Origin of the sequence: Comamonas sp. GB3 AK4-5 (assembly GCF_041320665.1) — a bacterium.
GTDB lineage: Bacteria > Pseudomonadota > Gammaproteobacteria > Burkholderiales > Burkholderiaceae_C > Comamonas.
This window is the reverse complement of the sequence record NZ_CP166730.1, coordinates 4,258,876-4,272,270: the sequence shown is the minus strand read 5'-3', so window position 1 is coordinate 4,272,270 and position 13,395 is coordinate 4,258,876. Positions and strand designations below refer to the sequence as shown.

Genomic DNA, 13,395 nt, shown 5'->3' with positions numbered 1-13,395 from the left:
GCGTGCACCGCAGCGTCACCTATGCCTCCAGCCCGCTGCTGGCGAGCAAGACGCCCAAATGGCGCAGCAAGTTCATCATGGGCTTGATGGTGCTGGGCTTTTCCGGCCTGGCCGTGCGGGCTGCCTATGTGCAGGTCTTTGGCAATGATTTCTTCCAGCGCCAGGGTGAGGTGCGCTATGCCCGTACCCTGGAGCTGCCGGCCAACCGCGGCCGCATTCTGGACCGCAACGGCCTGATCCTGGCATCCAGCGTGCCGGCGGCCAGCATCTGGGCCATCCCTGAAGATGTGGAGCTGGACAGCGCCGAGGTCAAGGCCAAGCTGCCTCAGTTGGCCAAGTTGATGGATATGCCCCTGGCCACTATCAAAACCAAGCTGGACAACGACAAAAGCTTTGTCTGGCTCAAGCGCCAGCTGGACTGGGAGGTTGGTCAGAAGATCAAGGCCCTGGGCATCAAGGGCATCTACCAGACCAAGGAATACAAGCGCGAGTACCCCGAAGGGGAATCGGTGGCCCACGTCGTGGGCTTTACCAATGTGGAAGACCATGGCCAGGAAGGCATGGAGCTGGCCTTTGACAAAGACCTGGGCGGCAAGCCCGGGTCGCGCCGCGTCATCAAGGACCGTTTTGGCCGCGTGGTTGAAGGCCTGGGCGAAGAGATTCCGCCCATGGACGGGCGCGACATCCAGCTGTCCATCGACAGCAAGGTGCAGTTCTATGCCTACCAGAAGCTGCGCGACCAGGTGATTGCCCACAAGGCCAAGGCCGGCACCGTGGTGGTCATGGATGCCAAGACCGGCGAGCTGCTGGCCCTGGCCAACTACCCCAGCTACGACCCCGGCAACCGCAAGCGCCTGACGGGCGAGCAGCTGCGCAACCGCGCCATCACCGACGTGTTCGAGCCCGGCTCCACCGCCAAGCCCATCATCGTCGGCACGGCGCTGGAAAGCGGCAAGTTCAAGCCCTCGACCATTGTGGATACCACGCCCGGCCGCATCAATGTGACCGGCTCCACCATTTCGGACACCCACAACTGGGGTGTGCTGACGGTGGAAGGGGTGATCCAGAAGTCCAGCAACGTGGGCATGACCAAGATCTCCCAGCAACTGAGCGCCCAGGAGATGTGGGAAACCTATTCGGCCCTGGGCTTTGGCCAGAAGCCGCAAATCTCCTTCCCCGGTGCCCAAAGCGGGCGCTTGCGTCCCTACAAGAGCTGGCGGCCGGTGGAGCAGGCCACCATGTCCTATGGCTACGGCCTGTCGGCCAGCTTGTTGCAGATCAGCCGGGCCTACACGGTGTTCTCCAACGACGGCAAGGTGATTCCGGCCAGCATGCTCAAGCTCGACCGCCCCCCCGTGGGCGTGCCGATTTTCACGGAGCGGACCGCCAGCGCCGTGCGCAAGATGCTGGCCATGGCCACCGCCCCTGGCGGCACCGGCCAACGCGCCCAGACCGTGGGCTACTCCGTGGGCGGCAAGTCCGGCACGGCACGCAAACAAGAAGGCAAGGGCTATGCCGCCGGCAAGTACCGCGCCTGGTTTGCCGGCATGGCCCCCATTGAGAACCCGCGCGTCATCGTCTCGGTGATGGTGGATGAACCCATGAACGGAACCTATTACGGAGGTACGGTGGCAGCGCCGGTCTTCAGCGATGTGGTGCAGCAAACGCTGCGCCTGATGGGGGTACACCCCGATGTGGCCGTGCAGCCCCAGATTGTGGCGGACCCGGTGGAGGAATCGCTGTGAGCAGCTTGCACATATTGACCTCGGTCCAGGACGCCGTCCAGTGGCTGCGCAACCGCGTCACCGGCCAGCTGCGCACCGACAGCCGCCAGGTCCAGCCTGGCGATGCCTTTATTGCCTGGCCCGGCGGCGTGAGCGATGGCCGTGCCTATGTGGCATCAGCCCTGGAGCGCGGCGCCGTGGCCTGCCTGGTGGAGGCCGAAGGGGCCGAGACGTTTGATCTGCCAGCCGACACCGTGGCCGCTTTCCACGGTTTGAAGGCCGTCACCGGCCAGATTGCCGATTTGTGGCTGGCCCATCCCTCGCAGGCGCTTGCCGTGGTGGCCGTGACTGGCACCAATGGCAAAACCTCCACCGCCTGGTGGCTGGCGCATGCGCTCGCAGATTGGAAGCAGGGTGTCCAGTCTGGCTGCGCCTTGGTGGGTACTTTAGGTATTGGCGTGCCGCCGGCACTGGAGTCTACGGGCATGACCACCCCCGACCCGGTCTGCCTGCAGCAAGCCTTTCGCGGCTATGTGGACCAGGGCCTGGCGGCCTGTGCCATCGAGGCCTCGTCCATAGGCATAGAAGAACACCGCCTGGATGGCACGCGCCTGCGCTGCGCCATCTTCACCAATTTCACCCAGGACCACCTGGACTACCACGGCTCCATGGACGCCTATTGGGAGGCCAAGCGCCGCCTGTTTGACTGGGACGGTCTGCAGACCGCCGTGGTGAATATCGACGACGCCCATGGCCGCCTGCTGGCCCAGCAGCTGCACAGCCGCAGCGACCTGGATCTGTGGACCCTGTCTATACAGCAACCCGCACGCCTGTGGGCCAAAGACATAGGCCATGGCACCGAAGGCCTGCGCTTCACCGTGGTGGAGGGCGATGCCTTTGTTTCGCTGCAAACCCAGGTGGTGGGGCACTACAACATCAGCAATCTGCTGGGCGTGATCGCCACGCTGCGCAGCCTGGGCATGCCGCTGGATCAGGCCGTGCAAGCCTGCGCCCATCTGGAGCCCGTGCCCGGCCGCATGCAGCAAATTGCCCGCGCCGGCCAGCCCCTGGTGGCCGTGGACTATGCCCACACCCCTGACGCGCTGGAACAGGCCTTGCAAGCCCTGCAGCCCGTGGCGCGCGAGCGTGGCGGCCAGCTGTGGTGCGTGTTTGGCTGTGGCGGCAACCGCGATGCCACCAAGCGCCCGCTGATGGGGCAGGCCGCGCAGCGCCATGCCGACCTGGTGCTGGTGACCAGCGACAACCCGCGCGGCGAAGCGCCCCAGGCCATCGTCGACCAGATCGTGGCCGGCATGCAGCCCGCAGACCTGCAGGTGGAGGTGGACCGCGCGGCTGCCATTGCACAGGCTATTGCCCAGGCCGCCCCCCAGGACGTGGTGCTGCTGGCCGGCAAGGGCCATGAGGATTACCAGGAAGTGATGGGCGTCAAGCGCCCGTTCTCCGATATGGCCGAGGCGCACAGCGCGCTGTCGGCCCGTGAAGGACAAGCAAAGTGATGATGACATTGCAACAGGCCCTGGTGTGGATCCAGCGCTCCCAGCCCGCAGCGCGGCTGGTGGGCGATGGCGCCACGCCCCTGCAGCGCGTGTGCACCGACACGCGCCAGCTGCAGGCCGGTGACCTGTTCGTGGCGCTCCAGGGCGAGCGCATGGATGCCAACGACTTCCTGCCCCAGGCTCAGGCGGCCGGGGCTGTGGCCGCCGTGGCCCACCGGGGGCTGGAAGCCGCCGGCCTGGCCGGTATCGAGGTGGGCGACAGCACGCTGGCCCTGGGCGATATCGCTGCCGGCTGGCGCGCCCAGTTTGAGCTGCCGCTGGTGGCCATCACCGGCAGCAACGGCAAGACCACGGTGACGCAAATGCTGGCCAGCATCCTGCATGCGGCGGCCGGCGATGCCGCCTTCGCCACCCAGGGCAATTTCAACAACGCCATCGGCGTGCCCTTGACCCTGCTGCGCCTGAACGCGGCCCACCGCCTGGGCGTGGTGGAGCTGGGCATGAACCACCCGGGTGAAATTGCTGCGCTGGCGCGCATCACACAGCCCACGGTGGCCCTGGTGAACAACGCCCAGCGCGAGCACCAGGAATTCATGCACACCGTGCAGGCCGTGGCCGAGGAAAACGGCAGCGTGTTCGCCTTTTTGCCCGCCGATGGCACGGCCGTTTTCCCCGCCGATGAGGAATTCACCCCGCTGTGGCGTGAGCTGGCAGGCCGCCGCAAGCAGCTCACCTTTGGCGCAGCCAACGCCGATGTGCACGCCACCCGTGCGCAATGGCAGGGCAGCGCCTGGCAGGTTGCGCTGGCCACACCGGCCGGTGCGCTGGAATGTGCGCTGCACATTGCCGGTCGCCACAACGTGCGCAATGCCCAGGCCGCGGCCGCCTGCGCCTTGGCCGCTGGCGTCTCGCCCACGGCCATCGCCCAGGGGCTGACGGCCTTCCGCCCGGTCAAGGGGCGCTCGCGCTCGGCCTTGCTGCAACTGGCAGGCCGCTGCGTGGCCCTGGTGGACGATACCTACAATGCCAACCCCGATTCGGTGCAGGCGGCGATTGCCGTGCTGGCCGAGCTGCCGGCGCCGCGCGTGCTGGTGCTGGGCGATATGGGTGAGGTGGGCACGCAAGGCCCGGCATTCCATACCGAGGTGGGTGCTGCGGCCAAGGCTGCCGGTATTGACCATGTATTGGCTTATGGCCCGCTGATGCAGCATGCCGTTGCGGCTTGCGGCGACGCGGGTCGTCATTTTTCAGACAAGACCGCCCTGGTAGAGGCGGTGCTGGCATTGCGCGCCCAGATGGGCAGCGTGCTGGTCAAGGGTTCGCGAAGCATGAAGATGGAAGAAGTGGTGCAGGCACTGGAGTTGGCGCAAGAGGAGGGCTCGGCATGCTGCTGATCCTGGCCCAATGGTTGCAGGAGCTGTCTCCTGATCTGAGCTTTTTGCGCGTGGTGCAGTACATCACCTTCCGTGCCGTGATGGCAGCGCTCACCGCCCTGGTCATCGGCCTGTGGATTGGCCCCAAGGCCATTCGCATGCTCACCGCCCTGAAAGTGGGCCAGCCGGTGCGCGGCTATGCCATGCAAACCCATTTGGTCAAGAACGGTACGCCCACCATGGGCGGCGTGCTGATCCTGTTTGCGATCTCCGTCTCCACCCTGCTGTGGTTTGATCTGTCCAACCGCTTTGTCTGGATCGTGCTGTTGGTCACGCTGGGCTTTGGCGCGATTGGCTGGGTGGACGACTGGCGCAAGGTGGTCAACAAAGACCCCGAAGGCATGCGCTCGGGCGAGAAGTATTTCTGGCAGTCGGTCATCGGTCTGGTGGCCGCGCTGTACCTGGTGTTCAGCATCTCCGAAAACTCCAACGGCCGCGTGCTGGAACTGTTCATCACCTGGGTGCAGTCCGGCTTCTCGCTGGACCTGCCGCCCAAGGCCGGCCTGACCGTGCCCTTTTTCAAGGAAGTGAGCTACCCGCTGGGCGTGCTGGGCTTTGTCATCATGACCTATCTGGTCATCGTGGGCGCCAGCAATGCGGTGAACCTCACCGACGGCCTGGATGGCCTGGCCATCATGCCCGTCATCATGGTGGGCACGGCCCTGGGCATCTTCGCCTATGTCACGGGCAATGCCGGCTACGCCAAATACCTGCACTTTCCGCACATTGCCGGCACTGGCGAGCTGATGATTTTTTGCGGCGCCATGGCCGGCGCCGGCCTGGCCTTTCTGTGGTTCAACGCCCACCCGGCCCAGATCTTCATGGGCGATGTGGGCGCCCTGGCCCTGGGCGCTGCGCTGGGCACCATCGCCGTCATCGTGCGCCAGGAAATCGTGCTGGCCATCATGGGCGGCATCTTTGTGGCCGAGGCCCTGTCGGTGATGCTGCAGGTCACCTATTTCAAATACACCAAGAAGCGCTATGGCGAAGGCCGGCGCTTGTTGAAGATGGCGCCCCTGCACCACCACTTTGAAAAAAGCGGTTGGAAAGAAACCCAGGTGGTGATTCGTTTCTGGATCATCACCATGCTGCTGTGCCTGATTGGCCTGTCCACGCTGAAGCTGAGGTGAACAGCATGACGCACGACGACAGCCTGAACCCTTGCACACCGCGCACCGCGTTGCCGGTGCCGCAAGAGGCTGCCCTGGCCGCTGCAACAACTGTAGCGGCCGCTGCGCATGTGGCGCCGGATGCAGAGTCAAACCACTCGGACATGCTGGAGCACGGCGCAGTCGGTGCTCCTGAAACCGAAGTGGTCGAGGTGACGGAAGTAGCTGAGGTGACTGAGGTAGCGGAAGCGACGGAAGCGCAGGACACCATCCCCGCCGATGCGCCGGAGTCCATGAACGCGGTCGCTGCCCCCCTGGTGGCCGAGCCCATTCCCGATGTCGCCACGCTGACGGCCGCCAAGGACGCCGCCGCCTTTGTGGCGCAGATCTTCACCGACCCCAGCATGTCCGATGCCGGCAGCGCCGATGTGACGGTCGTGGCCGAGCCCGAGGAAGAGGCCCCCGTCATCGTGCTGCCCCCCGTGCCCGCACAGTGGCCCCTGGGACAGGCACAGCATCTGCAAGGCCAGCGTGTGCTGGTGCTGGGCCTGGGTATTTCCGGCATCGCCATGGCCCGCTGGTGCGTGCGCGCCGGTGCCGAAGTCACCGTGGCCGACACGCGCGAAACCCCGCCCCATCTGCCCACGCTGCAGGCCGAGCTGCCCGGCGTGCGCTTTGTTGCTGGTGCTTTTGCCGCCAGCCTGGTCGACGGCCAGAACCTGGGTGCGGTCTACCGCTCTCCCGGCCTGAGTCCGGCCGAGGTGGCGCCGGTGTTCGATGCGGCCCGCGCCATCGGCCTGCCCGTGGGCGGCGAGCTCGATCTGTTCGCCATGGCCCTCAAGGGCCTGGACCAGGCCCATGGTTATGCGCCCAAGCTGCTGGCCATCACCGGCACCAATGGCAAGACCACGGTCACCTCGCTCACCGGCCAGTTGCTGGAACATGCCGGCATGACGGTGGCCGTGGCCGGCAACATCGGCCCCACACTGCTGGATACGCTGACGGCCCGCATTGATGCCGAGACCCTGCCCCAGGCCTGGGTGCTGGAGCTGTCCAGCTTCCAGCTGGAAGATGTGCAGGGCTTCGAGCCCACGGCCGCCACGGTGCTCAACATCTCCCAGGACCATCTGGACTGGCATGGCTCCATGGCCGCCTACGCCGCGGCCAAGGCGCGTATCTTTGGCAGCAAGGCGCTGATGGTGCTCAACCGCGAAGACCGGGCTGTGATGGACATGCTGCCGCCCCCGGTCAAGGTCAAGCTGCAAAAACCCCAGCTGCGCGCCCACATCAGCTTTGGCGCCGACATGCCCCGCAACCCGGGTGACTTTGGCATCGAGGTGGTGGGCGGTATGGCCTGGCTGGTGCGCGCCCTGGAAGCCGACGAAACCGGCCGCCGCTCGCGCGACCCGCAGGATGATTTGCACCTCCAGCGCCTGATGCCGGCCGATGCCCTGCGCATACGAGGTCGCCACAACGCCACCAATGCCCTGGCCGCTCTGGCCCTGGCGCATGCCGCAGGCTGCGCGCTGGCCCCCATGCTGTTCGGCCTGCGCGAATACCGGGGCGAGCCCCACCGCGTGCAGCCCATTGGCATGGTGCAGGATGTGGAGTATTTCGACGACAGCAAGGGCACGAATGTGGGGGCCACCGTGGCCGCACTCACCGGCCTGGGTGCGGACCGTCGCATCGTGTTGATTCTGGGCGGCCTGGGCAAGGGCCAGGACTTTGCGCCGCTGGCAGCGCCGGTGTCCCGCTATGTCCGCGCCGTGGTGCTGATTGGCCGCGATGCGCCGCAGATTCGCGCTGCCTTGCAGGGCGAGGGCGTGCCGCTGTCGGATGCCGCCAGCATGGAAGCCGCCGTGCAGCAGGCCGCCACCCTGGCGCGTTCCGGCGACGCCGTGCTGATGTCACCTGCATGCGCCAGCATGGACATGTTCCGCGACTACGGCCACCGCGCCGAGGTGTTTGTGCAGGCCGTGCGCGCCCTGGCGCATGAGGCCGGCCAGGAACTGGAAGGAGCCGAGTAATGCCCCTGTCCAGCGTGCTCCAGCGTTTTTCCAACTGGTTTGGAGGACAGCAGGCCGACAAGCCGGTGGATGTGCTGCCTGTGCGCGTGGGCGGCACGGAATACCGTGCCACCGCGCGCCCGGTGCAGATGCTGGGCCTGGACCAGGCGCTGGTGTGGGTGGTGGTGGCCTTGCTGGCCTGGGGGCTGGTGATGGTGTATTCGGCCTCCATCGCCATGCCGGACAACCCGCGCTTCGGCAAGATCGAGCCCTACCACTTTGTGCTGCGCCATGTGATTGCGCTGAGCGTGGGCTTTGTGGGTGCGCTGCTGGCCTTCCAGATCTCGATGAAGACCTGGGAGCGCATGGCGCGCAAGCTGTTCATCCTCTCGCTGGTGCTGCTGGTGGCCGTGCTGGTGCCCCATGTGGGCCTGGTGGTCAACGGTGCGCGGCGCTGGATTTCGCTGGGCATCATGAACTTCCAGCCCTCCGAGCTGGCCAAGTTCGGGGTGCTGGTCTATGCCGCCGACTACATGGTGCGGCGCATGGATGTGAAGGAGCGCTTCTTCCGCGCCGTGCTGCCCATGGCTGCCGCCGTGTTTTTCTGCGGCGTGCTGCTGCTGGCCGAGCCGGACATGGGCGCTTTCATGGTGATCGTGGTGATCTCCATGGGCATTCTGTTTCTGGGTGGCGTCAACGCCCGCATGTTCTTCTTGATGGCGGGCCTGGTGGTGGGGGCCTTCGTCCTCATGATCGCCTTCTCCGACTGGCGCCGCGAGCGCATCTTCGCCTACCTGGACCCCTGGGACATGAAGCATGCGCTGGGCAAGGGCTACCAGCTCTCGCATGCGCTGATTGCCATCGGCCGGGGCGAGCTGTTTGGCGTGGGCCTGGGCCGCAGCGTGGAAAAGCTGCACTGGCTGCCGGAAGCCCATACCGACTTCTTGCTGTCGGTGATTGGCGAGGAATTCGGCCTGGTCGGCCTGCTGGTGCTGATCGTGGCCTTTGTCTGGCTGACGCGCCGCATCATGGAAATCGGCCGCCAGGCCATTGCACTGGACCGGGTCTTCTCCGGCCTGGTGGCGCAGGGCGTGGCCATCTGGATAGGCTTTCAGGCCTTTATCAACATGGGTGTGAACCTGGGGGCCCTGCCCACCAAGGGCCTGACGCTGCCGCTGATGAGCTTCGGCGGCTCGGCCGTGTTGATGAACCTCATCGCCATCGCCGTGGTGCTGCGCATTGATTACGAAAACAAGGTCCTCATGCCACAGAGCAGGGGAGCAGTGAAATGACAGAGAAAGTGGCACTGGTCATGGCGGGCGGCACGGGGGGGCATATCTTCCCCGGCCTGGCCGTGGCGCAGGCATTGCGGGAGCGCGGCTGGCGCGTGCACTGGCTGGGCGCGCCCGGCAGCATGGAGGCGCGCCTGGTGCCGCCCCAGGGTTTCCCGCTGGAAACCATTGAATTCGGTGGCGTGCGCGGCAAGGGTTTGAAGACCCTGGCCCTGCTGCCGCTGCGATTGCTCAAGGCCTTTTGGCAGGCCTGGCGCGTGGTACGCCGGGTCCAGCCCGATGTGCTGGTGGGCTTTGGCGGCTACATCACCTTCCCCGGCGGCATGATGGGCAAGCTGGCCGGTAAAAAACTGGTGCTGCACGAGCAGAACTCTGTGGCCGGCACGGCCAACAAGGTGTTGGCCAGCGTGGCCGACCGGGTGTTCACCGCCTTTCCCCAGGTGTTTGCCAAGGGCCTGTGGGTGGGCAATCCGCTGCGCGAAGCCTTTGTGCGCCAGCCCGAGCCCGAGGCCCGCTTTGCCGGCCGCAGCGGCTCGCTCAAGCTCTTGGTGGTGGGCGGCAGCCTGGGTGCCAAGGCGCTGAACGACATCGTGCCCCAGGCCCTGGCCCTGATTCCGGCCGCGCAACGCCCCAGCGTGATGCACCAAAGCGGCGCCAGCCAGATCGATGCGCTGCGCGCCAATTACGCGGCCGCCGGCGTGCAGGCCGAGCTGACCCCCTTTATCGACGACACGGCCCAGGCCTTTGCCGATGCCGACCTCATCGTCTGCCGCGCAGGCGCCAGCACGGTGACCGAGATCGCCGCCGTGGGCGCTGCCGCGGTGTTTGTGCCCTTCCCGCATGCGGTGGATGACCACCAGACCGCCAACGCCCGCTTCCTGGTGGAGCAGGGCGGCGGCTGGCTGATTCCCCAAAAGCAGCTGACGGCTGAAAAATTGGCCGAAATGCTACAGAATACGGAGCGTTCTACGCTGATTGAACGGGCGAGAAACGCTAAAAAGATGCAAAAGATTCAGGCTACCCACGAGGTGGTGGCTGCATGCGAGGAGTTGTCCGCATGAAGCACGCCATCCAGAACATTCATTTCGTCGGCATCGGTGGTGCCGGCATGAGCGGCATTGCCGAAGTGCTGCACAACCTGGGCTATAGCGTCTCGGGCTCGGACCTGTCGGATTCCGCCGTGCTGCAGCGCCTGCAGCAGCTGGGCATGCAGACCCATGTCGGCCATGCGGCCGCCCATATCGGCCATGCCGATGTGGTGGTGACCTCCACCGCCGTGCAAAGCGACAACCCCGAGGTGCTGGCGGCGCGCGCCAAGAAGATTCCCGTCGTGCCGCGCGCCCTGATGCTGGCCGAGCTGATGCGCTTCAAGCAGGGCATTGCCATTGCCGGCGCCCATGGCAAGACCACCACCACCAGCCTGGTGACCAGCGTGCTGGCCGAGGCCGGGCTGGACCCGACTTTCGTCATCGGCGGCAAGCTCAACAGCGCCGATGCCAATGCCAAGCTGGGCAGCGGTGACTACATCGTGGTCGAGGCGGACGAATCCGACGCCTCCTTCCTGAACCTGCTGCCGGTGATGGCCGTGGTCACCAACATCGATGCCGACCACATGGAGACCTATGGCCATGACTTCGGCAAGTTGAAGCAGGCCTTTGTGGACTTTCTGCACCGCATGCCGTTTTATGGCCGCGCCATCGTCTGCGTGGACAGCCCGGCCGTGCGCGACATCCTGCCCATGCTGGCCCGTCCGGTGACCACCTACGGCTTTGCCGAAGATGCCCAGGTGCGCGCCGTGAATGTGCGTGCCGAAGCCGGCCAGATGCATTTCACCGTGCGCCGCAGCAACGGCCAGCGCTACCCCGATCTGGACGTTGTGCTCAGCCTGCCGGGCGAGCACAACGTGCTCAACGCCCTGTCCGCCGTGGCCGTGGCCATGGAGCTGGAGATTCCCGACGCTGCGCTGCTGCGCGCGCTGGAAGGTTTCAAGGGCGTGGGCCGACGCTTCCAGCGTTACGGCGAGCTGCCCACGGCCGATGGCGGCCACTTCACCGTCATCGACGACTACGGCCACCACCCGGTGGAAATGGCGGCCACGCTGGCTGCGGCACGTGGCGCCTTCCCGGGCCGTCGGCTGGTGCTGGCCTTCCAGCCCCACCGCTACACCCGCACGCGCGACTGCTTTGAAGACTTTGTCCAGGTCATAGGCCAGGCCGACAGCGTGCTGCTGGGCGAGGTCTATGCCGCCAGCGAGCAGCCCATTGTGGCGGCCGATGGCCGTGCCCTGGCCCGTGCCCTGCGTGTGGCCGGTCGCGTAGAACCGATTTTTGTTGAGCAAATCGGGGACATGCCTCGGGCAATTGCGGACAATGCGCGCTCTGGCGATGTGGTGCTGTGCATGGGGGCGGGCTCCATCGGGGCCGTACCGGGAAAATTGGTTGAAATGCTATCGAAGAGTGAGCTGTCTGTGCCGGCGGGGATTGCGCTATGAGCCAGAAAACACCCCAAATTGATGTTCAGGCACTGGGCAAGGTAGCCGTGCTGATGGGCGGCAGCTCGTCGGAACGCGAGGTGTCGCTGATGTCGGGCAACGGGGTCTTGCAGGCCCTGCGTTCCCAAGGTGTCGATGCCCATGCATTTGACCCCGCCGAGCGCGACCTCGGTGATCTGAAAAAACTGGGCTTTGCCCGCTGCTTCATCGCTTTGCATGGCCGCCACGGCGAGGACGGCACGGTGCAGGGCGCGTTGGAGCTGCTGCGTATTCCCTACACCGGCTCGGGCGTGATGGCCTCCAGTATTTCCATGGACAAGGTCATGACCAAGCGCATCTGGCGCTTTGAAGGCCTGCCCACGCCGGACTGGCGCATGGTGGCCAATGCCGAACAGACCCGCGCGGCCTTTGCGGCCCTGGGCGCACCCATGATCGTCAAGCCCGCGCGCGACGGCTCCAGCATGGGCCTGACCAAGGTGGTGGATGCCAGCCAGTGCGAAGCCGCCTATGCCCTGGCCGCCAAGTACGACGACGAGGTGCTGTGCGAGCAGTTCATCTCCGGGGACGAAACCACCTGCGCCGTGCTGGGCGAGGGCGCCGCCGCTGCGGCCCTGCCGGTGATTCACATCGTGGCCCCCGAAGGCAATTACGACTACCAGAACAAATACTTCACCGACGTCACGCAATACCACTGCCCCAGTGGCTTGCCGGCCGAGGAAGAGACCACCATCCAGCGCATCGTGGAGCAGGCCTTCCGCACGCTGGGCTGCCGTGGCTGGGCGCGTGCCGACGTGATGATCCGCGCCAGCGATCGCAAGCCTTTCCTGCTGGAAATCAACACCTCGCCCGGCATGACCGGGCATTCGCTGGTGCCCATGGCCGCACGCGCACAAGGCCTCTCGTATGAGGCGCTGTGCCTGCACATTCTGTCCATGGCCTCGCTGGATGGCGACGTCCACGCCATGGCCGAGGGAGCTGCCTGATGCGCCACACACTGCCTTTGGACGTCCGCCTGATGAATGTGACCGCTTCGGTCCTGTTCGCGGGCTGTGCCGTCCTGTTGCTGGCAGTGTTGAGCTGGTGGGCCGTGCGCCACCCGGCGTTTGCGATCGCGCGCATCGTGGTCGAGGGCGAGCTGGTGCACAACAACGCAGTCACGCTGCGCGCCAATGTGGCGCCCAGCCTGACCGGAAACTTCTTCACCGTGGACCTGGCGAAGGCGCGCGGCGCCTTTGAGCAAGTGCCCTGGGTGCGCAGCGCCGAGGTGCGCCGCGAGTTCCCCAACAGCCTGCGCGTGATCCTGAAAGAGCATGTGGCCCAGGCCTATTGGGGGCCGGAAAGCGGCGCCGCCATGGTCAACGACATGGGCGAGGTGTTTGAGGCCAATGTGGGCGAGGTGGAGCGCGAAGGCCTGCCGCGCCTGCAGGGCCCGGAAGGCTCGGCCTCGCAGGTGCTGGCCATGTTCTATGCACTGGAGCCGGCGTTTGCACAGCTGCATGTGGAAGTCGATGCCTTGACGCTGCGCGATCGCGGCAGCTGGGTGGCGCGGCTGGACAACGATGCCGTGGTCGAGCTGGGCAATGGCTCGCCCGAGCAGGTGCTGCAGCGTGCCCAGCGTTTTGTGCGCACGCTGAGCCAGGTGACGGGCCAGTACCAGCGCCGGGCCGATGCCCTGGAATATGCCGATCTGCGCTACCCCGACGGTTATGCGCTGCGCCTCAAGGGCGTGACCACGGTGTCGCGCGAAAAGGCCTTGCAGCTCAGCCGGTCCGCGGCACAGAGAGAAAAGAACAAACCCCGAACAACTGAGGGCAGACACTGAT

At 65.8% G+C, this 13,395-nt stretch carries 10 protein-coding genes; all 10 read left to right on the top strand.

Translation table 11 applies throughout. The annotated features are described in order from the left end of the window. Window positions 1-2: 2 nt before the first annotated feature. The 10 genes from ACA027_RS19090 to ACA027_RS19045 all read left to right on the top strand — a co-directional run bounded on the left by ACA027_RS19090 (window position 3) and on the right by ACA027_RS19045 (window position 13,394). Window positions 3-1,745: a peptidoglycan D,D-transpeptidase FtsI family protein gene (locus ACA027_RS19090; protein WP_370682630.1), complete on the top strand. Its 1,743-nt coding sequence runs from the start codon at window positions 3-5 to the stop codon at window positions 1,743-1,745. Next, a complete protein-coding gene (locus tag ACA027_RS19085; RefSeq protein ID WP_370679765.1) occupies window positions 1,742-3,241 on the top strand; it encodes a UDP-N-acetylmuramoyl-L-alanyl-D-glutamate--2,6-diaminopimelate ligase in 1,500 nt (499 codons plus the stop codon). The genes ACA027_RS19090 and ACA027_RS19085 overlap by 4 nt, the downstream gene beginning before the upstream one ends. Continuing rightward, the gene (murF, locus tag ACA027_RS19080; protein ID WP_370679764.1) at window positions 3,241-4,635 is read left to right on the top strand and encodes a UDP-N-acetylmuramoyl-tripeptide--D-alanyl-D-alanine ligase; all 1,395 of its coding nucleotides are present in this window, start codon (window positions 3,241-3,243) and stop codon (window positions 4,633-4,635) included. Before ACA027_RS19085 ends, murF begins: the two co-directional genes overlap by 1 nt. After that, window positions 4,626-5,804, top strand: coding sequence for a phospho-N-acetylmuramoyl-pentapeptide-transferase (gene mraY, locus ACA027_RS19075; RefSeq protein ID WP_370679763.1), 1,179 nt, complete (start codon window positions 4,626-4,628; stop codon window positions 5,802-5,804). Before murF ends, mraY begins: the two co-directional genes overlap by 10 nt. Before the next feature lie 272 nt (window positions 5,805-6,076). Then, on the top strand, window positions 6,077-7,810 hold the full coding sequence (murD, locus tag ACA027_RS19070) for a UDP-N-acetylmuramoyl-L-alanine--D-glutamate ligase (protein WP_370682629.1): 1,734 nt from the start codon (window positions 6,077-6,079) through the stop codon (window positions 7,808-7,810). Continuing rightward, a complete protein-coding gene (gene ftsW, locus ACA027_RS19065) occupies window positions 7,810-9,081 on the top strand; it encodes a putative lipid II flippase FtsW (protein ID WP_370679762.1) in 1,272 nt (423 codons plus the stop codon). Before murD ends, ftsW begins: the two co-directional genes overlap by 1 nt. Beyond that, complete coding sequence (gene murG / locus ACA027_RS19060; RefSeq protein ID WP_370679761.1) at window positions 9,078-10,142, top strand: undecaprenyldiphospho-muramoylpentapeptide beta-N-acetylglucosaminyltransferase; 1,065 nt, start codon at window positions 9,078-9,080, stop codon at window positions 10,140-10,142. Before ftsW ends, murG begins: the two co-directional genes overlap by 4 nt. Then, on the top strand, window positions 10,139-11,572 hold the full coding sequence (murC, locus tag ACA027_RS19055) for a UDP-N-acetylmuramate--L-alanine ligase (RefSeq protein WP_370679760.1): 1,434 nt from the start codon (window positions 10,139-10,141) through the stop codon (window positions 11,570-11,572). Before murG ends, murC begins: the two co-directional genes overlap by 4 nt. Next, on the top strand, window positions 11,569-12,555 hold the full coding sequence (locus tag ACA027_RS19050) for a D-alanine--D-alanine ligase (RefSeq protein WP_370679759.1): 987 nt from the start codon (window positions 11,569-11,571) through the stop codon (window positions 12,553-12,555). The genes murC and ACA027_RS19050 overlap by 4 nt, the downstream gene beginning before the upstream one ends. Beyond that, a complete protein-coding gene (locus ACA027_RS19045) occupies window positions 12,555-13,394 on the top strand; it encodes a cell division protein FtsQ/DivIB (RefSeq protein ID WP_370679758.1) in 840 nt (279 codons plus the stop codon). Before ACA027_RS19050 ends, ACA027_RS19045 begins: the two co-directional genes overlap by 1 nt. Window position 13,395 lies beyond the last annotated feature (1 nt).